The sequence below is a fragment of the Kitasatospora sp. NPDC085464 genome, assembly GCF_044541955.1.
Taxonomy (GTDB): domain Bacteria; phylum Actinomycetota; class Actinomycetes; order Streptomycetales; family Streptomycetaceae; genus Kitasatospora.
Window position 1 is genome coordinate 34,681 of the sequence record NZ_JBITTM010000059.1, and the last position, 20,595, is coordinate 55,275.

Below are 20,595 nucleotides of genomic sequence, written 5' to 3' on the forward strand. Positions count from 1 at the left end.
ACGCACGGCACGAGGAGCCACGGCATGAAGAAGCTCGCCACCCTGGCCGCCCTCACCATGGCGGGCCTGGCCCTCGCCGCCCCGGTGGCCTCCGCCACCACCCAGACCGCCGCCTCGCCGGACGCCACCGGGGGCCTGACCGACGGCCTCAACCTCTCCCCCGCCGACCTCGCCCTGCAGACCGCGGGCAAGCTCCCGGTGGTCGGGCACGCCGCCAACGAGGTCGAGGCCGTCGGCACCAACCAGATGAGCCACCCGGGGCTCAGCGGGCAGATCGGCTGACGGGCGTCGGCGGCGCCCCGGGCCGACCGGCCGGTGCCGGGCGGCCGGCCGTCCCCCGAACGGTCGGCCGCCCCCGGTCCGGGCCCGGGCCCGGTGCCGGAATCCGGCCCGGTCCCGGGGTTCAGGCGGAGAAGAACCCGTTGAGCTCCGGGTACGTCAGCCCGCCGTCGAGAGCGCCGTACGTTCCGCTCGTGTACACCTCCTCGGCGGCCCGGCGGACCGCCGCGTACGCCGCCTTGGCCAGGCCCGGGCCGAGGCTGATCCGGGCCACGCCGAGCTTCGCCAGGTCGGCGACCGACGGGGAGCCCGGGCCGGCCAGCACGTTCAGCGGCGCCGGAACGGCCGCGACCAGGGCGGCGATGGTCTCCGGGTCGGCCACGCCGGGGACGAACACGGTGTCCGCGCCCGCCTCGACGTACGCCCGCAGCCGGCGGACGGCCTCGTCCAGCCGGCCCTCCGGGGCTCCCGTGCCGTGCAGGAACACGTCGGTGCGACCGTTGACGACGAGCGGGACACCGGCTGCTCCCGCCGCCGCCCGGGCCGCCGCGATCCGCTCGGCGGCCTCCTCCACGGGGCGTCCGCCGTCCTCCAGGTTCACCCCGACGGCGCCGGTGGCGAGCAGCGCGGCGACGGTCTCGCCGACCCCGGCGGCGGTGTCCGCGTAGCCGCTCTCCAGGTCCGCGGTGACCGGCAGGTCGACCGCCCGGACCACCTGGGCGGTCCGGGCCAGCACCTGCTCGCGGTCGGCGCCGCCGCCGTCCGGGCTGCCGAGCGACCAGCACACGCTCGCGCTGGCCGTCGCCACCGCGCGTGCCCCGGCGACGGCCACCAGGCGGGCGCTCGCCGCGTCCCACACGTTCGCCAGCACCAGCGGCTCGCCCGGGCGGTGCAGCTCCCGGAGCAGCCGGGCCTTCTCCTGCCGGGTCGTCACGTCGTCGGCCCTCACTTCGCGGCCGGGCTCAGGCGGGTGCTCACGCCGATCCGGTTCCAGGCGTTGATGGTGGCGATCAGCGCGACCAGCTGGGCCAGCTCCGTCTCGTCGAACTGCTCGGCGGCCTCGGCCCACACGGCGTCCGGCACGTGGCCCTGGGTCAGCAGGGTGACCGACTCGGTGAGGGCCAGGGCGGCGCGCTCGCGGGCGGTGAACCAGGGGGTCTCGCGCCAGGCCGGGAGGGAGAGCAGGCGGTGCTGCTGCTCGCCGTGCTTCACGGCGTCGGTGGAGTGCATGTCGATGCAGAAGGCGCAGCCGTTGACCATCGAGGCGTGCAGCTTGACCAGCTCGACGATCACCGGGTCGAGGCCGGTGCGGGCGGCCTGGTCCACGGCGACCATCGCCTGGTAGTAGGCGGGGGCGAGCTTCGGGAGCGCGAGGCGCTGGGCCGGGGCGGGCACGTGCGCACCGGCCGCCGCGTCGGGGGTCGGCAGGCTGTCGTTCGTCGTCATGATCACCAGCCTAGGATCGCGGTGGCCCGTCGCCGTGGTGCATTCGGCACCGGGTTCCTTGGGCCATTTCCGGCGTGCGAACATCCGTGCGAGGATCGCTGACAGGACGAGGTCAGGGGGCCGGGGTCGTGTGCACGGCGTTCGTCAGCATCGAACCGGGGGCGCCGGTACCGGTACTGCTGCTGTCCGTCCGGGACGAGTACCTGGGGCGCGCCTGGCTGCCGCCGGACCACCACTGGCCGGACCGGCCGGAGCTGCTCGGCGGGCTCGACCTCGCGGCCGGCGGCACCTGGCTGGCCGTCGACCCCGCCCGGCGGACCGCCGCCTGCCTGCTGAACGGCTTCGGCCCGCTCGCCCCCGCCGACTCCCGGCGCACCCGGGGCCGGCTGCCGCTCACCGCCGTCACGGAGGGCGGGATCGGCCACCTCGACCTGACCCCGTACGACCCCTTCCACCTCGTCCTGGTCCGGCCGGACGGCGCCCGGGTCGCCAGCTGGGGCGGCGGCCGGCTCACGGAGCACGAACTGCCCGCCGGCCTCAGCGTGGTGCTCAACGACGGACTGGAGGGCCTGGCCGCCAACCGCGCCGCCTCCGAGCGGATCAGCGCGCTGATGGCCGCGCGCGCCGCCCACTTCCGGGCCCGCTTCAGCGCCGCGCCCCGCCCCGAGCCGACCGGCGCCGGGCCCGCCGCGCGGGCCTGGGGCGCGTGGCTGCCGATCGTCAGCGGCGACGGGCTGGCGCCGGACGAGGACGCGGCGCTCGTCCAGCGCCGGGACTTCGGTGACGGGCGGGTCTGGGGCTCCTCGTCGATCTCGCTGCTCGCGCTCGGACCGGACCTGCTGCGGTACGACTTCGCCGCCGCGCCGGTGGCGCCGGACGGGCCGAACGGCTCGGACGGCTCGGACGGCTCGGGCTGGCGGCGGATCGCGACGGACTGACCCGGGCCCGACCGGCCCCCGCCGGGCCCGACCGGACGGGAGCAGCCCCGGCCCGGAACTCCGGCCGCCGGGGCGAAAAGGACTTGAACCTGACGCAGCGGGAGGCGCCATCGTGGCGTGCGTCGAGCCCGAAGCCGAGTCCGGGGAGCCACGATGCACCGCCTGTCCGCCGTCCTGACCGTCGCCCTGCCGCTGGCGGGCGCACCGCTCGTCGTGAGCGCCTTCGTCCTGCTCGGCCACCCCGCGCACCGGGCCGTCCCGAGCACCACCCTGCTGGCCGCCGTGGCAGGGGCGCTGATCCACCACCTGGGCGCCGGTTTCCCGTAGACGTACGGTCGGTGAACTTCTGGCGGCGGGACTGCCGGGCGTCTACATGGGCGTAGTAGCTTCGCGGGGGCCACCGGACCAAGGCCGGCCACCGACCCCCCGATCGAAGGTGCGCGATGTCCACCCTGACCTACCCGGAAGCGATAGGCGTCGGCCTGCTGCAGGGTGTCACGGAACTCTTCCCGGTCTCCAGCCTCGGCCACAGCATCCTGCTGCCCGCCCTGATCGGCGGGAAGATCCAGCACGACCTCGACATGACCGCCGAGGGCTCGTCCTACCTCGCCGCCCTGGTCGCCCTGCACCTGGCGACCGCGCTCGCGCTGGTCGTGTACTTCTGGCAGGACTGGGTCCGCGTCGTCAGCGGGCTGATCACCTCGATCCGCCACCGCCGGGTGGAGAGCCGCAACGAGAAGCTCGCCTGGCTGCTCATCCTCTCCACCATCCCGGTCGGCGTGGCCGGCCTCGTGCTGGAGAAGGCGCTGCGCAACGCGCTCGGCAAGCCCCTGCCGGCCGCCGTCTTCCTCGCCCTCAACGGGCTCGTGCTGCTCGGCGCCGAGCGGCTCAAGCGCGGCGGCTCCGGCCGCCGCCGGGCCGGGCACGCCGCCCCCGTCGACGAGCCGGGCCTGGACCCGGCGGTCGCCTCCGACCACCGGCTCACCAAGCTGGGTTACGGGCAGGGCGCCTGGATCGGCGCCGCGCAGATCCTCGCGCTGTTCCCCGGCATCAGCCGCTCCGGCGTCACCATGAGCGCCGGCATCCTGCGCGGGCTGCACCACGAGGACGCCGCCCGGTTCTCCTTCCTGCTCGCCACCCCGGTCATCCTGGCCGCCTCGGTGCTGAAGGTCCCCGAGCTGTTCAAGCCGGAGAACTCCCCCGTGCTCGGCCCGGTCCTCGCAGGCAGCGTCGCCGCCTTCGCCGCCGGGTACGTCTCGGTGCGGTTCCTCACCAAGTACTTCGAGACCCGCAGCCTGACGCCGTTCGCGATCTACTGCTTCCTGGCCGGCCTCGGCAGCGCGGTCTACCTGTCGGTCTGAGCCGACCCGTCCGCCCCGGCCGGGCCGTCGCTCCGAGCAGGCCCGCCCGGCCGGACCGGCCGGACCGACTCCAGCAGGATCCGGGCCAGTTCGGCCGGCCGGGAGAACATCGGCCAGTGCCCGGTGTCCAGCTCGGCCAGCCGCCAGTGGCCGTCCGCGACCAGCGCGGCGACCACCGGCGGCGGCTCCGGCCAGTCCAGCAGGCACTTCACGTACACCGCCGGGAGGGCGCTCAACGGCCCCTCCAGCACGGCCGGTTCGGTCAGCGAGGCGCCCGGGTGCGGGGTGGCCCGCTCGGCGATCCGGGCGATCTGCCCGGTCGTCAGCCCCTGTCCGGCGAAGTCGGCGGGCGGCAGCGGCGGCCACCAGCCCCCGTGCGCGGCGAGGTCGGCCCGCAGCCCGGCCGGCTCCGGTATCCCGTCGGCGAAGGACTCCCCCGTCACCGGCACGTCGGCGTCCACCAGGACCAGCCGGGCCAGCCGGTCGCCGATCCGCTCGGCGGCCTGACCCACCGGGACGCCCGAGTAGCTGTGCCCGACCAGCACGACCTCCCGCAGGTCGTGCTCCTCCACCGCGGCCACGACGTCCGCCACGTGCTCCCGCTGCCCGGCCGGCACCGCCCGCTGCCCGGCGAGCCCGGACAGCGTCAGCGGGTACGCCCCGTGCCCGGCCGCGCGCAGCTCCGGCACCACGTCGTCCCAGGCCCAGGAACCGAGCCACGCGCCCGCCACGAGTACGAAGTTCGCCATGCGCGGCACGGTAGCGCGAGAGGGTGACAACCCACCCCTCGAACACGTGGAGGAAGCATGACGGAACCACTGCTCCTGGACGGCAAGGCCGCGGTCGTCACGGGCGGCTCGCGGGGCATCGGGCGGGCCGTCGTCCGGCGGCTGGCGCGCGACGGCGCGCAGGTCGTCCTCGGCTACGCCCGCGACGAGGCGGCCGCCGCCGAGACGGTCCGCGCCGTGGAGGCCGAGGGCGGCCGCGCGTGGGCCGTACGGGCCGACCTCGCCGAGCCGGACGCCGCCGAGCGGCTGATGGCCGAGGCCGAGGAGCGGCTCGGCGGGCTCGACGTCCTGGTGAACAACGCCGCCGCGTCCTTCGTCCCCACCCCGCTCGCCGAACTCGACGACGCGGCCCTCGACGCCGTCCTGGCCGTCAACACCCGCGCCGCCTTCACCACCGTCCGCTACGCCGCCCGCCGGATGCGCGACGGCGGGCGGATCGTCAACGTCTCCACCGCGAACACCGTCCGGCCCGTCCCCGGCATCGCCGCGTACGCCGCCAGCAAGGGCGCCGTCGAACAGCTCACCGCCGTCGCCGCCGTCGAACTCGGCCCGCGCGGGATCACCGTCAACACCGTGTCCCCCGGGGCCACCGACACCGACCTGCTGCGCGGCACCAACCCGCCCGAGGCCCTCACGCGGGTGGCCGGCCTGACCCCGCTGCGCCGCCTCGGCCGCCCCGAGGACATCGCCGACGTCATCGCCTTCCTGGCCGGCCCGGACGGCCGCTGGATCACCGGCCAGAACCTCCGCGCCACCGGCGGGCTGGCCTGAGAACCGGTCCCCGGGTCCGGCCGTCCGTCGAGCGGCCGGACGGGCCCGGGGAGCGGGTGCCCGGTCAGGCCGTGAGGCCCAGGGCGGCCAGGCGGGTCGGGTCGGTGAGGATGTCCATCGCGGTGATCCGGCCCTCGTGGATGGTGAACGACATGACCGACAGCGGACGGCCGTCGGCGAACGACACCACCCCGGGCGAGCCGTTGACCAGGACCAGGCGGCCGTCGGCGGCGAACCGGGCGAAGGTGATCGCCTGGGCGGCGACGTCCGCGGCGCCGCGGCGCAGCACGCTCGGCACCAGCGTGCCGCCGTCGGAACGGGCCACCACGTCCGGGTCCAGCACGGTCAGCAGGGCATCGAAGTCGCCGCCCCGGGAGGCCGTCAGGAACGCCTCCACCACCTCGCGCTTGCGGGCGACGTCGGTGTCCGCGGCCGGCGTGGCGCCCTGCACCCGGCGGCGGGCGCGACTGGCCAACTGCCGGGTGGACGCGGACGTGCGGCCCAGCACCTCGGCGATCCCGTCGAAGGGCACCTCGAACATGTCGTGCAGCACGAACGCCACCCGCTCCGCCGGGGACAGCGTCTCCAGGACCACCATCAGGGCGATCCCCACCGAGTCGGCGACCAGGATCTCGTGCACCGGGTCCAGCGCCGCCGGCCCGCTGACCACCGGGTCCGGCAGCCGCACCTGCCCCTCCTGCTCGGGCAGCGGATCCTCCCGGCGGGAAGCCCGGGACCGCAACTGGTCCAGGCAGACCCGGCCGACCACCGTGGTGAGCCACGCCCCCAGGTTGCGCACCCCGCCCACGTCGCTGCGGCTCAGCTTCAGCCAGGCCTCCTGGACGGCGTCCTCGGCCTCGGCGACCGACCCGAGGATCCGGTAGGCCACCGCGCGCAGCTGCGGCCGCTCCGCCTCGAAACGCCCTGCCAGCTCGGCCAGTTCGGACGGTTCGGACGGTTCGGACGGTTCGGACGGTTCGGACGGTTCGGACGGTTCGGCCGGGGAAATCTCTTCGCTCATGCTGTCACATCCTCGCGTCGGGATCCGTCGGTCCAGTGACGGACGCTAACCGACGAGGAGATCACCGTGACCACCGCACGCATGAAGAACCCCGCCCTGGTCCTGCCCGACGCGATGAAGGGCGTCCAGGCCGTCTACAAGGCCATGTACCAGGGCGGCGTCTCCCCGCAGCTCCTCGAACTGGTCCACCTGCGGGCCAGCCAGATCAACGGCTGCAGCGCCTGCGTGTTCGCGGGCGTCCAGGGAGCCAAGAAGCACGGCGAGACCGACGAGCGGCTGCACGCCGTCGCCGCCTGGCGCGAAGCACCGTTCTTCACCGACGAGGAGCGCGCCGCCCTCGAACTCACCGAGGCCGCCACCCGGATCGCCGACCGCTCCGGCAAGGCCGTCCCGGACGAGGTCTGGGACGCCGCCGCCGACCACTTCAACGAGGAGCAGCTCTCCGCGATCGTCCTGATGATCGCGCTGACCAACTTCTTCAACCGCATCAACACCACCATCGAGGAGCCCGCCGGCACCTCCTGGTGACCCCGGCGGGCCGCCCCTGCGCGCGAGAATGGGCCGGTGACCAGCTCCTGGACCTCCTTCGGCGGCGACCTGCACCTCGACCTCACCGAGCGGCGCGCCGCCGGGACCGGGCTGCGGGCCGCCCTGGAGGACGCCCTGCGCGAGGCCGTCCAGGACGGACGGCTCGCGCCCGGCACCCGGCTGCCCTCCTCCCGGGCCCTCGGCGAGGACCTCGGGATCGCCCGCAACACCGTCGTCGAGGCGTACGGCCAGCTCACCGCAGAGGGCTGGCTCGACTCCCGCCAGGGCTCCGGCACCACCGTCGCCCGGCGGGCCGTACCCGAGGCCCCCGCCCACGGCAGGCGGGCCGCGCCCCGCCGGGTTCCGCAGCGACGGACCGCCCGGCACGACCTGATGTCCGGACGGCCCGACCTCTCGCTCTTCCCCCGCACCGCCTGGCTCGCCGCCGCCCGCCGCGCCCTCGCCACCGCACCGCACGAGGCCCTCGACTACGGCAGCCCGCTCGGCCGGATCGAACTGCGGCAGGCCCTCACCCACTACCTGGCCCGGGTCCGCGGCGTCCGCACCGACCCCGACCACCTGCTCATCTGCACCGGCGTCACCCAGGGCCTCGGCCTGCTCTGCACCGCCCTGCGGGAACGCGGCACCCGAACGCTCGCGGTCGAGGAGTACGGGCTGCCACCGCAGCACGACGTCGCCCGGGCCGCCGGACTCACCACCGCCCCGCTGCCACTGGACGAGGAGGGCGCCCGGGTCGACCGGCTCGACGCCCGCCCCGGCGCCGTCCTGCTCACCCCGGCCCACCAGTACCCCACCGGCGCCCCGCTCTCCGCCGACCGACGGGCGGAAGCGGTGCGGTGGGCGCGCGAACAGGACGGGTACGTCGTCGAGGACGACTACGACGGCGAGTTCCGCTACGACCGGCAGCCGCTGGGCGCCATGCAGGCGCTCGACCCCGAACGCGTGGTGTACGCCGGAACGGCCGCCAAGAGCCTCGCGCCCGGCCTGCGGCTGGCCTGGCTGGCCCTGCCGGACGCCCTGGTCGAGCCGGTCGCCCGGCTGAAGGTCCTGGCCGACACGATGTCCCCGGTGCTCGACCAGCTGACGCTGGCGGAGCTGATCACCTCCGGCACGTACGACCGGCACGTACGGCGCTGCCGCCTGCACTACCGGCGCCGCCGCGACCACCTGGTCGCCGCGCTCGCCGAACACGCCCCGCACGTCCGGGTCACCGGGATCGCGGCCGGCCTGCACGCCGTCCTCCAGCTCCCGCCCGGCTCCACCCCGGAACCCGAACTCCTCAGCCGCGCCCAGGCCGCCGGCATCTCCCTCAACGGCCTCGCCTGGCACCGCGCCACCCCGGACCCCACCGACGCACCGCCCTCCCTCGTCATCGGCTACGCCACGCCACCGGAGCACGCCTTCCCGGCGGCGGTGCAGGCCCTCTGCGAGCTGCTGCGCAGGGCGTGAGGAGGGGGCGGGGAAGAGGAAAGGGCGGGGCGCGGTGCAGGCCCGCTGCGAGTTTTTGCGCGGCGCGGGGCGGCGGGGTGCTCGCGAACTGTCGGACGGCACCGGCAGGTTGGCCGGACGGCGTTCCGCCCGCCTCCCTCGGGGGTGGAGGCGGGCGGACGGCGGAGGGGCGCCTACTTGTTGCGGCTGCCGAGTTCGAACAGGAGCATGATGAAGCCGGCGAAGACGTGGATGCCGGCGGTGTAGATCACCAGGCGCAGGTAGACCCGCTTGTTGGCCCACTTCCCGGCGTCCATGGTCTTCGGGCCGGTCGGGGTGTCGGCCGCGCCGACCAGGGGGGCTGGGGCGGTGGTGGCGGTGGTGGTGGGATCGGCCACGGTGATCTCCTCCGGATGGTTCTGACGGCAGGTCAGTGGGTCGCGGCGGGGCCGCCGCCGAGGCAGAGTTCGCCGCCGGGGCTCTGCAGCAGGGTGTGGACGAAGAGCAGTTCGACGCCGTTCTCGGACTCGGCGGCGATGCAGTGCGGGGTGAGCGAGTCGTAGTGGGCGGAGTCGCCCACGCGGAGGTGATGGACGCGGTCGCCGAGGGTGAGTCGGAGTTCGCCGCGCAGGATGTACAGCCACTCCTCGCCGGGGTGGACCCGGACCACCGCGTCCTGGACGCCCGGCGGGACCTGCACGCGCAGGGCCTGCATGGCGCGGCCGGGGGCGCCGGCCCGGCGGTAGCCCCAGCCGCCGGCCCGGCCGGGCTCTATGGCGCCGCCGCGGACCACCGGGTCCGGTTCGGCCATGGTCTCGCCGAGCAGGCCGGACACCGAGGTGCCGTAGGCGCGGGCGAGGCCGAGCAGGACGGGCAGCGAGGGCTGGCGACGGCCGGTTTCCAGCCGGGACAGATACGCTGGGGAGAGTCCGATCCGCGCGGCGGCGACCTCCAGGGTGAGGCGGCTGCTGAGCCGGTGCTCGCGGAGGCGGGCGGCGAGGCCGACGACCTCCTGGTCGTCGAGCTGGTCGCCTGCGGCGGGGGCGCCGGTGGAGCTGGTGGTCATGTACCCAGTGGACACCCGGCGTGCCGGTCGGGCAAGAATATTGCCTCAGAGGCAAAAGCCCCGAGAACAGGGGCTCACGACCGGGACCCGCGGGCCCTTCCCCGCCTCACGGCCGCGGGATGTTCCGCAGGTTGCTCCGGGCCAGGTCGATCATGCGTCCGACCCCGCCCGAGAGCACCGTCCGCCCGGCCGCCAGCGCGAAGCCCTTCAGCTGGGCGGCGGTGATGTGCGGCGGGACGGACAGCGCGTTGGGGTCGGTGACGACGTCGACCAGGGCCGGTCCCGGTCGCTCCAGCGCCTCGGCCAGCACCTCCCGGACCCGGGCCGGCTCGGTCACCCGCTTGGCCGGGATCCCCATCGCCCGGGCGATCCCCGCGTAGTCCACGTCCCCGTTGTCGATCTCCGACTCGGGGTACCCGGAGACCAGCATCTCCAGCTTGATCATGCCGAGCGCGCCGTTGTTGAACACCACCGTCTTCACCGGCAGCCGGTGCTTGGCCACCGTGAGCAGTTCGCCGAGCAGCATGCCGAGGCCGCCGTCGCCGGCCATCGCGATCACCTGGCGTCCGGGGTTGGCGAGCTGGGCGCCGATGGCGTGCGGGAGGGCGTTGGCCATCGAGCCGTGGAGGAAGGAGCCGATCATCCGCCGATGGCCGTTGGGCTGCAGGTAGCGGGCGGCCCAGACGTTGTTCATGCCGGTGTCGACGGTGAACACCGCGTCCTGCGCGGCGACGTCGTCGAGGACGGCGGCGACGTACTCGGGGTGGATCGGCAGGTGCTTCTCGATGTCCCGGGTGTAGGCGCCGACCACGTCCTCCAGCGACCGGGCGTGCTTGCGCAGCATGCCGTCCAGGAAGGCGCGGTCGCCCTTGGCCTCCAGCAGCGGCAGCACGGCCCGCAGGGTGGCGGCGACGTCGCCGTGGACGGCCAGGTCGAGCGCGGTGCGCCGGCCGAGGCGGGTCGCGTCGTGGTCGACCTGGACGGTGTGTGCCTGCGGCAGGAAGGAGTCGTACGGGAAGTCGGTGCCGAGCAGCAGCACCAGGTCGGCGGAGTGCAGCGCCTCGTGGCAGGCGCCGTAGCCGAGCAGGCCGCTCATGCCGACGTCGTACGGGTTGTCGTACTGGATCCACTCCTTGCCGCGCAGCGAGTGGCCGATCGGCGCGTTCAGGGCCTGCGCCGCCTCCATCACCTCGGCGTGCGCACCGCGCACCCCGGCGCCGCAGAACAGCACCACCTTGCGCGCCTCGTTGAGCAGCCGGGCCAGCTCCTGCACCTGCGACCACGGCGGCGCGGCGACGGCCTGCTCGGTGAGGAAGTGGCTGGTGCCGGTGGGGCCGGCGGCGGGCAGCGCGGCGACGTCCCCGGGGAAGGCGAGCACCGAGACGCCGTGCGCGCCGAGCGCGTGCTGGACGGCGATCCGCAGCAGCCGGGGCAGCTGGGCGGGGGCGGAGAGCAGCTCGCACCAGCTGCTGCAGTCGGTGAACACCCGCTCGGGGTGGGTCTCCTGGAAGAAGCCGGTGCCGATCTGGCCGGACGGGATGTGCGAGGCGAGCGCGAGGACGGGCAGGCCGCTGCGCTGGGCGTCGTAGAGGCCCTGGATCAGGTGGGTGTTGCCGGGGCCGCAGGAGCCCGCGCACACGGCGAGCCGGCCGGTGAGTTCGGCCTCGGCGGCGGCCGCGAAGGCCCCGGCCTCCTCGTTGCGCACGTGCACCCAGCCGATGCCCTCGGCCCGGCGGATCGCGTCCACGACCGGGTTGAGGCTGTCCCCGACGACGCCGTAGACCCGCTCCACCCCGGCCTGCCGGAGCACCTCCACCATCTGTTCGGCCACGCTCGCCACGGGTGCACTCCTTCACTGGGGCGCCGGTTCTCACAGGCACCTGCACACTCCGACGGGCGGCGGGGCGGCGCAGCCGGGGTGGGCCGGACGGGTGAGCGCGCGGGCGCGGGTGCGGACGCCGCGGGGTGCTACTCCGCCGCCAGGTGGTCGTGCTGGCCGAGCTTGCCCGCGGCGAGGCCCGCCTGGGGCTGGCGGCGGGCGGGTTCGCGGCCGGGCGGCTGGGCGAAGCGCTCCTGGGCGGGCGGGGCGGTGGTGGGCAGGGTGACCGGCTTCCCGGACTTGAGCTGGACCGCCTCGCCGTCGTGCCGCAGGTGGAGCACGTCGCCGCGGCGCAGGGTGTACGTCGTCTCCTCGTGGCTGATCCGGACGTCGAGCAGGTGTCCGCGCACCAGCAGCGAGAAGCTGAGCCGCATCAGCCCGGACGGCAGCCGGGGGCGGAAGGACAGCATCCCGCTGTGGTCGCGCAGCCCGCCGAACCCGGCCACCAGGGCGATGCAGGCCCCGGCGAGCGAGGCCATGTGCAGGCCGTCGCGGGTGTTGCCGCCGAGGTCGTGCAGGTCCATCAGGGCGGCTTCGGCGGTGTAGTCGTACGCGAGGTCGAGCTGGCCGACCTCGGCGGCGATGACCGCCTGGGTGCAGGCGGAGAGCGAGGAGTCGCGGACGGTGAGGCGCTCGTAGTACGCGAAGTTGCGGGCCTTCTGCTCGTCGGTGAAGGCGTCGCCGCGGACCTGCATGGCGAGCACCAGGTCGGCCTGCTTGACCACCTGCTTGCGGTACAGGTCGAAGTACGGGAAGTGCAGAAGCAGCGGGTACTTCTCGGGCGGGGTGTTCTCGAAGTCCCAGACCTGGTGGTGGGTGAAGCCGTCGGCCTGCGGGTGGACGCCGAGGTCCTCGTCGTACGGGATGTACATCGCCGCGGCGGCGTCCCGCCAGGCGGCGGTCTCCTCGGTGTCGACGCCGAGGGCGGCGGCCTCGCGCGGGTGGCGGACGGCGGCCTCGGCGGCGGCGCGCAGGTTCGTCTGCGCCATCAGGTTGGTGAAGACGTTGTTGTCCGCGACGGCGCTGTACTCGTCGGGACCGGTGACGCCCTCGATCCGGAACCTCCCGGCGACGTCGTGGTGGCCGAGCGAGCGCCACATCCGGGCGGTCTCCACGAGGAGTTCGAGCCCGTACTCGCGCTCGAACTCCTCGTCCCCGGTGGCCCGGACGTAGCGGGCGACGGCGGCCGCGATGGCGGCGCCGATGTGGAAGGCCGCGGTGCCGGCCGGCCAGTACCCGGAGCACTCCTCGCCGCGGATCGTCCGCCACGGGAACACCGCGCCGGACAGGCCGAGTTGGGCCGCCCGTTCGCGGGCCAGCGGGAGGGTGGTGTGCCGCCAGCGCAGGGCCTGGTTGACGGCGGCGGGCAGGCAGTAGGTCAGCACGGGCAGGACGAAGGTCTCGGTGTCCCAGAAGCTGTGCCCGTCGTAGCCGGGGCCGGTCAGCCCCTTGGCGGGGATGGCCCGTTCCTCGCTGCGGGCGCCGGCCTGCAGGACGTGGAAGATGGCGAACCGGACGGCCTGCTGCAGTTCGACGTCGCCCTCGATCTCGATGTCGCTGGTCTCCCAGAACTCGCGCAGGAACGCCTTCTGTTCGGCGACCAGGCCGTCCCAGCCGGTGTACCGGGCGGCGGTGAGCGCGGCCTCCACCTGGTCCCGGACGGCGGGCTGCGAGCGGGTGCCGGACCAGCCGTAGGACATGAACTTGGTCAGCCGCAGCCGCTGGCCGGGCTTGAGCACGGTGGTGACGCTGATCCGGCAGTGGTCGGCCTCGGCCTCGGCGACGGTGTCGGACTTCTCCGGGCCCTCGATGATGTGGTCCATGCCGGCCGCGACCCGGATGCCGCTGTAGCGGGTGCGGTGCACCAGGACGGCCTTGGTGCCCCCGGCGTGGTGCACCTCGGGCTGCAGCGGCGCCTCCAGGACGGCCGCGGCGCGCGGGTCGCCCTCGGGGCTGCCGGGCAGCTGCTCGTTGGCGACCAGCTCGGACTGCAGCACGATCCGCACCGGGCCGTCCACCGCCTCGACGACGTACTCGACGGCCGCGATGGCGCGCTGGGTGAGCGAGACCAGCCGGGAGGAGCGCACCCGGATCGTCCGCCCGGCCGGGGACGTCCACTCGGCCTCGCGGTGCAGCAGGCCCTCGCGGAAGTCCACCCAGCGCTTGTGGCTGACGAGTTCGCCGTACCGCAGGTCGAAGGGCTCGTCGTCCACCAGCAGCCGGATGATCTTGCCGTTGGTCACGTTGATGACGCTCTGGCTGGACTCCGGGTAGCCGTAGCCGCCCTCGCCGTAGGGCAGCGGACGCAGCTCGAAGACGCCGTTGAGGTAGGTGCCGGGCAGGCCGTGCGGCTCGCCCTCGTCCAGGTTGGCGCGCAGGCCGATGTGCCCGTTGGAGAGTGCGAAGACGGACTCGGCGCGGGCCATCGAGGCCAGGTCCAGGCCCTGTTCGGTGATCTGCCAGGGGTCGATCGCGAAGTTGTCGGAGGGACTCATGCCGCCGCCTCCCCGCGGCCGCACAGGGGCCCCGCCTCGCCGCGCCCGCCCGGGGCCGTCGTCTCGCCGCGCCCGCTCATGCCTCGTCCCCCAGGAGCTCGGCGAGGTCGTCGACGACCACGGTGGCGCCGTCGTGGCGCAGTTCGGCGGCCTGTCCGGTGCGGTTCACGCCGACCACCGCGCCGAAGCCGCCGGCCCGGCCGGAGGCGACCCCGGCGAGCGCGTCCTCGAAGACGGCGGCGTGCTCGGGCTCGACACCGAGCGCGCGGGCGGCGTACAGGTAGGTGTCGGGGGCGGGCTTGCCGGGCAGGCCCTCGGCCTTGGCGACGTTGCCGTCCACGATCACGTCGAACAGCTCCTCGATGCCCGCCGCCCGCAGCACGTCGCGGCAGTTGGCGCTGGAGGAGACCACCGCACTGGGCAGCCCGGCCGCGCGCAGCCGGTGCACGTAGGCGACCGAGCCGTCGTACGGCTGGACGCCCTGTTCGCGGATCATCCGCAGCACGGTGTCGTTCTTGGCCCGGCTGATCCCTTGGACGGTACGGGAGTTGGGAGGGTCGTCGGGGGAGCCCTCGGGCAGGTCGACGTCCCGGCTGTGCAGGAAGGCCCGGGTGCCGTCGAGGCGCGGGCGGCCGTCCACGTAGGTGTCGTAGTCGACGACGGCGTCGAAGGGGACGAACGGCCCGCCGGTACGGGCGGCTTCGGCGCGCAGGAAGGCGTCGAAGGTGTCCTTCCAGGCCGCGGCGTGCACCTTCGCGGTCCGGGTGAGCACTCCGTCGAGGTCGAAGAGGAAAGCGCGGATGTCGTCCGGTAGCCCCAGCATGGGTGCAGTCTTACCCGGGAACGGGGGGAAGCCGCCCATTTCCCGGCGGCGCGTCGCGGGAAGGGCGGCTTCCGGTTGCCCGGCCGCGCCGCGGGCGGCTACGGGGAGTCGGGCAGCTGCGCCTGGGGCGCCTGGACGACGGCGAAGACCGCGCCCTGCGGATCCCGGACGACGGCCATCCGCCCGGCCTGCATGTCGAACGGCGGCTGGATCACCGAGCCGCCGGCCTTGACCAGGGCGTCCACCGTGGAGTCGGTGTCGTCCACCGAGAAGTACGTCATCCAGTGCGAGGGGGTGCCCGGGGCGAGGTAGCCGGGGATCGCCTGCATGCCGCCCACCGTGCGGTCGGCGACGTTGAGCGAGAAGTAGCCGTCCATGCCCTGGATGGTGGCCGGGCGCAGCCCGAGCGCCGCGCGGTAGAAGCGGCCGGCCGTGTCGCCGTCGGCGGTGTTGAGCTCGTTCCAGACCAGCGCGCCCGGTTCGTTGACCACGCCCGCGCCGATGAAGTCCATGGCCTGCCAGATGCCGAACACCGCGCCGGTCGGGTCGGCGGCGACCAGCATCCGGCCGATCGTGCCGACGTCCGTCGGCTGGTAGAGGATCGTGCCGCCGGCCGCGGCGATGGCCCGGTTGCTCTCGTCGGCGTCGTCCGAGGCGAGGTAGGTGGTCCAGGCGACGGGCGGCGCGGGCTGGCCCTCGGGCACGACCTGCCCCATGATCCCGGCGACCGGCCGGCCGTTGAGCGCGCACACGGCGTAGCCGCCGAACTCGGCCGGGCCGACCTCGCCCTGCCAGCCGAAGAGGTCGCGGTAGAAGTCCAGCGCGGCTTGCTGGTCGGCGGCCATCAGGTCGACCCAGCAGGGGGTGCCGGGCGGGTACGGATCGGTGACGACGGGCATGGCTGGGCCTCCCGGAGGCGGTGGTGACCGGCGGTGGCGGTGACCGGCGGCGGCGGTGACCGGCGGCGGCGGTGACCGGCGGCGGCCGGTACGACGGGGGTACACCGCCACCATCGGCCCGCCGCCGCGATCCCGCCACCGGACCGCGGTGTCGCGGGGCGGCCTGGGCGCGGTGTCGCGGGGCGGCCCCGGCCGGCTCACGGGGCGTCGTGCCGCCGGGCGGTGACGAAGTACGGCTGCACCTTGCCGCTCTGCGCGTAGTCCTTCAGCCGGACCAGCAGTTCGGCCCAGGTGCCGGCCACCGCCGGGACGCCCTCCTCGGTGCCCGGCTGCCAGCCCCCGTGCCGGAACAGCAGCCGGGTGCGGTCGGGCGCTCCGGGCTGCTCGGCGAGGTCCCAGCCGATCCAGGTGCCGGCCCAGTGCGGCGGGAACGCCCCGGCGTTGGTCCACACCACCCGGTCCTGGTCGGCCCGCTCCACGCGGAGCCGGAACGGCTCGGGGACCTCGGGGAAGTCGAACAGCAGGACGTCCTCCTCCCGGTCCGCGGCGGTGGTCCACCAGGAGGTCAGCCCGTCGTGCGTGGTGAGCGCGGCGAGGACGACCTCACGGGGCGCGGCGATGTCGAACTGCAGGGCGATCTCGGGCATGGGCTCCGCCTTTCGAGACCTGGGTCGAGGCCCGTGGCGGGCCTACGGCCACCATGGCACGACCCCCGGGCCCACGCGCTCCGGGAGCGCTGGTCCGGGGGTCGTCCCGCCGTCCGGTGGGTGCGGTCAGCCGCCGCTGCCGTACGTGGTGTTGGCGCAGATGTCGTCGTCCGCCGAGCGGGCGTCGTTGGTGACGGTGGTGGGCAGCGGCTGCGGGGGGGAGCCCGGGGTGCCGGCCGTCCCGGCGGGCGCGGCGGAGCCGACTCCCGCGGTGGCGGCGAAGTCCTGGCCGACGATGACCGAGATGCCGCGCGAGCTGCCGGAGGACATTTCGGCGCCCGGGAACAGCGCGGCGACCTTCTCGGCGTTCGCCTTCTGCCCGGTGCCGTACTCGATCGTGGTGACCTTGTACTTGGTGCTCGCCGCCTGGCCCGCGGTGGAGGCGGTGAACTTGGCGGTCTTCAGCAGTTCGGTGCCCTTGCCGGCCAGGCCGTTGGCGGTGGTCCCGTTGTAGACCGCCACCTTGATCGCGGCGTTGGAGGCGTCCCCGGCCGGGGCGGCCGGGGTGGTGGGACCGGGCTGCTGCGGGGCCGGGCTGGTGCCGGACGCGTCCGGCTGCTGGCCGGTGGCGTTCTGGCCGTCGATGGTCTGGTCGGCCTTGAGGGTCTCCCAGAGCTTGTTGGCGTCCGGCTGAACCAGGTCCAGGTCGGCGTCCTGGGTGCGGTAGCGCCAGGGCGCCGTCACGAACTTCAGGTCGTGCATGTCGATGTTCTTCATCGACAGCCCGAAGGAGAGCAGCTTGTCGGCGGAGTCCAGGCCCGGGTCGACGGTCAGCGACTTGGTGGCGGCGTCGGCGAGCGGCAGGAGGGTGGTGGGGCCCATCCCGTCCTTCTTGATCTTGCTGGCGAGGGAGCTCATGAAGGCCTGCTGGCGCTTCATCCGGCCGATGTCCGAACCGTCGCCGATGCCGTGCCGCAGTCGCACGTAGTCCAGTGCCTTCTGGCCGTCCACGGTCTGCTTGCCCTGCGGGAGGACGAGGGCGCCCTTCTTGTGCAGGTTGGGGTTGATGTCTCCCTCGTAGATCGGCTGCGGCAGGCAGATGTCCACGCCGTTGACGGCCTTGGTCATCGCGGCGAAGCCGTTGAAGTCGACCACGAGGGTGTGGTCGACCCGGATGCCGGTGAGCTTCTCCACGGTGTTCTGGGTGCAGGCCGGGTTGCCGTCGTCGCTGCCGCCGGTCGAGAAGGCCGCGTTGAACAGGTCGGTGTTGCCGCCCTTGGTCCACTTGCCGTTGGGCAGCTTGCAGGACGGCAGCTGGACCTTGGCGTTGCGCGGGATCGAGATGCCCACGGCGTGCTTGTGGTCGGCGTAGACGTGCAGCAGGATCGTGGTGTCCGAGCGGGCGCCGCCGTCCTCGCCGCCCCCGAGGTCGGCGTTGTTCTTGCCGCGGCTGTCCGAGCCGATCAGCAGCACGTTGACCGGCTTGTTGCCGTCCGCGTCGGCCTTCGCCTCGGGCGGGCGGTCGCCGGCTATCGCGTCGGCGTCGAAGGACTTGATGTTGGCGTTCAGCTTGTAGTAGATCGCGCCGCCGGTCCCGGCGATCAGCACCAGCACGCCCGCCGCCGACCAGGCGACGATCTTCTTCACGTTCTTCTTCGGCTTGGCGTTCTTGCGCGCCGCCGCCCGTCCGCCGGCCCCGGAGTCCGATCCGCCGCCGGCGCGGCCGCCCTTGCCCTGGCCGGCGGCACGGCGGGCCTCCGCGCGTCCGCCGCCGGAACGCGGCGACGGCACGGCAGCGCCGCCCCTCTTACCCCCGGTCGTGAGCGCACCGGACTCGTCCCCGCCCCGGGCCGGGCCCTTGTCCCGCTGACCTGACATGCGCGTACCTTTCACCGACGGAAGCGACGCCCCGGACGATCTGGCGCACCGCACACAGAGAGACGGCCCCAACCGTTCCCAGGTTGCACATACGACCGTCTGCATCAACCGACGATCGTGGCTTCCGATCATATTTTGGCCCAACACGGTCATGGACCTCCGGTCGGTGGGCAAACCCCCCGACACCCGGGCAACCACCAGGCAGAACACCCGAAACCACCCGATTCCGACGTGACTTACGCCACTACGGCTCTCCGGTGACGGGCGGCGCCGGGGGACGCGACGGGCGGCGCCGGGGCGGACGCGGTCGGCTCAGAGCCAGCCGCGGCGGCCGGCCAGCAGGCCCGCCTCGAACCGGCTGCGGGCGCCGAGCCGGTCCATCAGGTCGGCCATCATCCGGCGCACCGTCCGCAGGGAGAGGCCGAGGTGCTTTCCGGCCGCCTCGTCGGTGTAGCCCTGACCGAGCAGGCGGAGCAACTCCTGCTCCTGGCGGGTCAGGCCCTGCTCGTCGCGCTCGCGCGGGGCGCCGAAGGGGGTCGCGTCGGCCCAGGTCTGCTCGAACAGCGAGAGCAGGGCGGTGATCACGCCCGGCGAGGAGATCTGCACCGCGCCCTTGCGGGTGTTGGCAGGGTCGATCGGGACGAGCGCCACCCGCCGGTCGATGACCATCATCCGCAGCGGGAGCGCGGGCACCGTCCGGACCTCGCAGCCCAGTCCGGTCAGCCACTCGGCGTGCCGGACGGTGGCCCGGTCCTTGCGGACGCTGTCCAGGTAGACCGTCCGCATCGCCACGCCGCGGGCGAGCAGTTCCTCGTTGGCCGGGCGGCTGGCCTGGAGCGAGGCGGCGGACTGGGCTCCCCCGGGGTTGAAGGTGAGCAGTTCGCCGGAGACCGAGCGGATCAGCTCGTCCAGCCGGGCCTGCACGGTGGCGAGCCCGATCAGCCGCTCCAGCTGGCTGTCCTCCCGGGCCGACTCGTCCCGGTACTCGGCGAGCAGGTTGGTGATCGCCGCCTGGCGCCGCTCGAACTCCTGCTGGGTGCGCTGCTGGACGGACTCGTAGTGGCGCAGCAGGGCGGGCAGTCCGACCCTCGGGTCCACCGGCCGCAGGCCGCCCGGGAGCTCGCCCGGGAGTTCCTCGGACGGCCGGAGCAGCCGGAGGTCGGCGAGCTGGTCGAGCGCGTCGCGGACCTCCGCCTCGCTCAGGGCGAGCTTCTCGGCGAGCCCCTTGGCATCGAGGTGATGATCCGTCAGCATTAAGCGGTAGACCGCCTGTGCGGCGTTGTCGATCCCGTCCAGCATCGGCGCACCACCCCCGCAGTCCGTCCCCTCGACCGGCAACTTCGACCGGGAAGTTGCCGCCTGATCATGCCAGGGCGGGCGGACCGGGACAACCGTCGAAAGCCCCACCGCTGCGGCTCGCGGAGAGGCCGGCGCGGCAAAGGTAATGGAATGGCAATGGCACCATCGTGCCAGGGCGATCTTCCTGCCGTCCCGAACACCTTCCGGTCCCCCTCGGCGTGCAGCAGACTTCCGGTTGTCGGGGGGCGGCGAGCTCCCCGGCCGGGCCCGCCGATGACCGCGGACCGCCCCCGCCGGCGGTCGACCGCCGCGGCTGCGGAAATGCCCGGCATCCGCTTCCGAAACTGCGCTCGTCCTGGGGGATTCCATGCTTTCCTGCCGCACGTTCGCCTGTACCGCCGCCGCCACTGCGGCCCTCGCCGTCGGCGTCCTGGCCGGGGCCGCGCAGGCCGCGACCGGCCACCCGCCGACCGCGCGTCCGGCGTCCGTCGCCTCGCCGTCCGCCACTCCCTCCGCCACGCCGGGCGACTCCACCGACCCGGTGCCCGCCACCACGGCGAAGCCCCGGGACCCGGGCATCAACACGCCGGGTGACTGGCGCTGGGAGTGATCGGCAACAACGCCGACACGGACTGCACATGACGTCTCCTCACCGATCGCCGACCGCCGGGCAGCGCGGTCGGACGGTGCGGGACTCCCCGGTGGACGCACCCGGCCGCCGAGCCGGGCGGCGGATCCGACTCGCGTCGCACCCCACCCGTCCGCGCCACCGGTGCGCCGCCCGCGGGCACCGGCCGGCCGCCGCCCGCCCCCACCCGGGGCGGACGCGGCGGGCCGCGCTCCGGACGCCCACACAAATTGAATGTGCAACAAAACCGTCAGGAGCGACAGTGCCGGTTATCGAGCCGATTGTGCTGAACTTCTTCGGCATCGAGGTCGGCCTGGTCCGCGCCGACCGCGACGAGATCTCGTTCCATTTCGGACCTCACCTCACCGGGATTTCCCAGGACCCCGACCAGCTGCGGGTG

At 74.2% G+C, this 20,595-nt stretch carries 21 protein-coding genes; 8 read left to right on the forward strand and 13 right to left on the reverse strand.

All coding sequences use genetic code 11. The features are described from left to right. The first annotated feature begins 24 nt into the window (after positions 1–24). Entirely contained in the window at positions 25–282 is a 258-nt protein-coding gene (locus tag ACIGG8_RS36600; protein ID WP_396552924.1) for a hypothetical protein, read from the forward strand. A 121-nt stretch (positions 283–403) separates the two neighbouring features. On the opposite strand, the gene ACIGG8_RS36605 is transcribed toward ACIGG8_RS36600, so the two are convergent. Together ACIGG8_RS36605 and ACIGG8_RS36610 are read right to left on the reverse strand one after the other, a co-directional pair. Continuing rightward, on the reverse strand, positions 404–1,213 hold the full coding sequence (locus tag ACIGG8_RS36605; RefSeq protein ID WP_396552925.1) for an isocitrate lyase/phosphoenolpyruvate mutase family protein: 810 nt from the start codon (positions 1,211–1,213) through the stop codon (positions 404–406). An 11-nt stretch (positions 1,214–1,224) separates the two neighbouring features. Then, positions 1,225–1,725: a carboxymuconolactone decarboxylase family protein gene (locus ACIGG8_RS36610; protein ID WP_396552926.1), complete on the reverse strand. Its 501-nt coding sequence runs from the start codon at positions 1,723–1,725 to the stop codon at positions 1,225–1,227. Positions 1,726–1,853: 128 nt separating this feature from the next. Between ACIGG8_RS36610 and ACIGG8_RS36615 the strand changes: the two genes are divergently transcribed. The 3 genes from ACIGG8_RS36615 (at position 1,854) to ACIGG8_RS36625 (ending at position 4,024) form a co-directional block, all read left to right on the forward strand. Continuing rightward, positions 1,854–2,663, forward strand: a complete 810-nt coding sequence (locus ACIGG8_RS36615; protein WP_396552927.1) for an NRDE family protein — start codon at positions 1,854–1,856, stop codon at positions 2,661–2,663. A gap of 153 nt (positions 2,664–2,816) precedes the next feature. Further along, positions 2,817–2,990 (forward strand): hypothetical protein, encoded by a 174-nt coding sequence (locus ACIGG8_RS36620; RefSeq protein ID WP_396552928.1) that lies wholly within the window; start codon positions 2,817–2,819, stop codon positions 2,988–2,990. A gap of 116 nt (positions 2,991–3,106) precedes the next feature. After that, a complete protein-coding gene (locus tag ACIGG8_RS36625) occupies positions 3,107–4,024 on the forward strand; it encodes an undecaprenyl-diphosphate phosphatase (RefSeq protein WP_350525399.1) in 918 nt (305 codons plus the stop codon). Here the strand turns inward: ACIGG8_RS36625 and ACIGG8_RS36630 are convergent. Continuing rightward, positions 4,009–4,773 carry an alpha/beta fold hydrolase gene (locus ACIGG8_RS36630; protein WP_396552929.1) on the reverse strand — a complete coding sequence of 255 codons (765 nt, stop codon included), beginning with the start codon at positions 4,771–4,773 and terminating at the stop codon, positions 4,009–4,011. The genes ACIGG8_RS36625 and ACIGG8_RS36630 overlap by 16 nt on opposite strands. A 57-nt stretch (positions 4,774–4,830) precedes the next feature. Between ACIGG8_RS36630 and ACIGG8_RS36635 the strand changes: the two genes are divergently transcribed. Beyond that, positions 4,831–5,583, forward strand: a complete 753-nt coding sequence (locus tag ACIGG8_RS36635; RefSeq protein ID WP_396552930.1) for a glucose 1-dehydrogenase — start codon at positions 4,831–4,833, stop codon at positions 5,581–5,583. 64 nt (positions 5,584–5,647) lie between these two features. On the opposite strand, the gene ACIGG8_RS36640 is transcribed toward ACIGG8_RS36635, so the two are convergent. After that, entirely contained in the window at positions 5,648–6,604 is a 957-nt protein-coding gene (locus tag ACIGG8_RS36640; protein ID WP_396552931.1) for a sigma-70 family RNA polymerase sigma factor, read from the reverse strand. Positions 6,605–6,685: 81 nt separating this feature from the next. On the opposite strand from ACIGG8_RS36640, the gene ACIGG8_RS36645 reads away from it, so the two are divergent. Together ACIGG8_RS36645 and ACIGG8_RS36650 are read left to right on the forward strand one after the other, a co-directional pair. After that, on the forward strand, positions 6,686–7,132 hold the full coding sequence (locus ACIGG8_RS36645) for a carboxymuconolactone decarboxylase family protein (RefSeq protein ID WP_396552942.1): 447 nt from the start codon (positions 6,686–6,688) through the stop codon (positions 7,130–7,132). 36 nt (positions 7,133–7,168) lie between these two features. Further along, positions 7,169–8,602 carry a PLP-dependent aminotransferase family protein gene (locus ACIGG8_RS36650; protein WP_396552932.1) on the forward strand — a complete coding sequence of 478 codons (1,434 nt, stop codon included), beginning with the start codon at positions 7,169–7,171 and terminating at the stop codon, positions 8,600–8,602. Positions 8,603–8,775: 173 nt separating this feature from the next. Here the strand turns inward: ACIGG8_RS36650 and ACIGG8_RS36655 are convergent, their stop codons facing one another. The 9 genes from ACIGG8_RS36655 to ACIGG8_RS36695 form a co-directional block, all read right to left on the reverse strand. Next, on the reverse strand, positions 8,776–8,979 hold the full coding sequence (locus tag ACIGG8_RS36655) for a DUF6126 family protein (RefSeq protein WP_350525404.1): 204 nt from the start codon (positions 8,977–8,979) through the stop codon (positions 8,776–8,778). Positions 8,980–9,011: 32 nt separating this feature from the next. Continuing rightward, a complete protein-coding gene (locus ACIGG8_RS36660) occupies positions 9,012–9,647 on the reverse strand; it encodes a helix-turn-helix domain-containing protein (protein ID WP_396552933.1) in 636 nt (211 codons plus the stop codon). Positions 9,648–9,753: 106 nt separating this feature from the next. Further along, complete coding sequence (locus ACIGG8_RS36665; protein WP_396552934.1) at positions 9,754–11,487, reverse strand: pyruvate dehydrogenase; 1,734 nt, start codon at positions 11,485–11,487, stop codon at positions 9,754–9,756. Between the two features lie 128 nt (positions 11,488–11,615). Continuing rightward, on the reverse strand, positions 11,616–14,021 hold the full coding sequence (locus tag ACIGG8_RS36670) for a glycoside hydrolase family 65 protein (RefSeq protein ID WP_396552935.1): 2,406 nt from the start codon (positions 14,019–14,021) through the stop codon (positions 11,616–11,618). A gap of 76 nt (positions 14,022–14,097) precedes the next feature. Then, entirely contained in the window at positions 14,098–14,844 is a 747-nt protein-coding gene (locus ACIGG8_RS36675) for an HAD family hydrolase (protein WP_396552936.1), read from the reverse strand. 98 nt (positions 14,845–14,942) lie between these two features. Continuing rightward, entirely contained in the window at positions 14,943–15,743 is an 801-nt protein-coding gene (locus tag ACIGG8_RS36680; protein WP_396552937.1) for a VOC family protein, read from the reverse strand. 197 nt (positions 15,744–15,940) lie between these two features. After that, positions 15,941–16,390 (reverse strand): SRPBCC domain-containing protein, encoded by a 450-nt coding sequence (locus ACIGG8_RS36685; RefSeq protein ID WP_396552938.1) that lies wholly within the window; start codon positions 16,388–16,390, stop codon positions 15,941–15,943. 126 nt (positions 16,391–16,516) lie between these two features. Continuing rightward, positions 16,517–18,268, reverse strand: a complete 1,752-nt coding sequence (locus ACIGG8_RS36690) for an LCP family protein (RefSeq protein WP_396552939.1) — start codon at positions 18,266–18,268, stop codon at positions 16,517–16,519. Between the two features lie 312 nt (positions 18,269–18,580). Next, a complete protein-coding gene (locus tag ACIGG8_RS36695) occupies positions 18,581–19,567 on the reverse strand; it encodes a LuxR C-terminal-related transcriptional regulator (protein WP_350525412.1) in 987 nt (328 codons plus the stop codon). Positions 19,568–19,934: 367 nt separating this feature from the next. Here ACIGG8_RS36695 and ACIGG8_RS36700 point away from each other — a divergent pair, with 367 nt between their 5' ends. Continuing rightward, positions 19,935–20,177 (forward strand): hypothetical protein, encoded by a 243-nt coding sequence (locus ACIGG8_RS36700; RefSeq protein ID WP_396552940.1) that lies wholly within the window; start codon positions 19,935–19,937, stop codon positions 20,175–20,177. Positions 20,178–20,595: the final 418 nt, after the last annotated feature.

Coding starts and splice junctions, on each gene's coding strand:
- ACIGG8_RS36600 (WP_396552924.1), top strand. CDS start 25: ATGAAGAAGCTCGCCACCCTGGCCGCCCTCACCATGGCGGGCCTGGCC.
- ACIGG8_RS36610 (WP_396552926.1), bottom strand. CDS start 1,725: ATGACGACGAACGACAGCCTGCCGACCCCCGACGCGGCGGCCGGTGCG.
- ACIGG8_RS36620 (WP_396552928.1), top strand. CDS start 2,817: ATGCACCGCCTGTCCGCCGTCCTGACCGTCGCCCTGCCGCTGGCGGGC.
- ACIGG8_RS36625 (WP_350525399.1), top strand. CDS start 3,107: ATGTCCACCCTGACCTACCCGGAAGCGATAGGCGTCGGCCTGCTGCAG.
- ACIGG8_RS36630 (WP_396552929.1), bottom strand. CDS start 4,773: ATGGCGAACTTCGTACTCGTGGCGGGCGCGTGGCTCGGTTCCTGGGCC.
- ACIGG8_RS36635 (WP_396552930.1), top strand. CDS start 4,831: ATGACGGAACCACTGCTCCTGGACGGCAAGGCCGCGGTCGTCACGGGC.
- ACIGG8_RS36640 (WP_396552931.1), bottom strand. CDS start 6,604: ATGAGCGAAGAGATTTCCCCGGCCGAACCGTCCGAACCGTCCGAACCG.
- ACIGG8_RS36645 (WP_396552942.1), top strand. CDS start 6,686: ATGAAGAACCCCGCCCTGGTCCTGCCCGACGCGATGAAGGGCGTCCAG.
- ACIGG8_RS36660 (WP_396552933.1), bottom strand. CDS start 9,647: ATGACCACCAGCTCCACCGGCGCCCCCGCCGCAGGCGACCAGCTCGAC.
- ACIGG8_RS36670 (WP_396552935.1), bottom strand. CDS start 14,021: ATGAGTCCCTCCGACAACTTCGCGATCGACCCCTGGCAGATCACCGAA.
- ACIGG8_RS36675 (WP_396552936.1), bottom strand. CDS start 14,844: ATGCTGGGGCTACCGGACGACATCCGCGCTTTCCTCTTCGACCTCGAC.
- ACIGG8_RS36680 (WP_396552937.1), bottom strand. CDS start 15,743: ATGCCCGTCGTCACCGATCCGTACCCGCCCGGCACCCCCTGCTGGGTC.
- ACIGG8_RS36685 (WP_396552938.1), bottom strand. CDS start 16,390: ATGCCCGAGATCGCCCTGCAGTTCGACATCGCCGCGCCCCGTGAGGTC.
- ACIGG8_RS36690 (WP_396552939.1), bottom strand. CDS start 18,268: ATGTCAGGTCAGCGGGACAAGGGCCCGGCCCGGGGCGGGGACGAGTCC.
- ACIGG8_RS36695 (WP_350525412.1), bottom strand. CDS start 19,567: ATGCTGGACGGGATCGACAACGCCGCACAGGCGGTCTACCGCTTAATG.
- ACIGG8_RS36700 (WP_396552940.1), top strand. CDS start 19,935: ATGCTTTCCTGCCGCACGTTCGCCTGTACCGCCGCCGCCACTGCGGCC.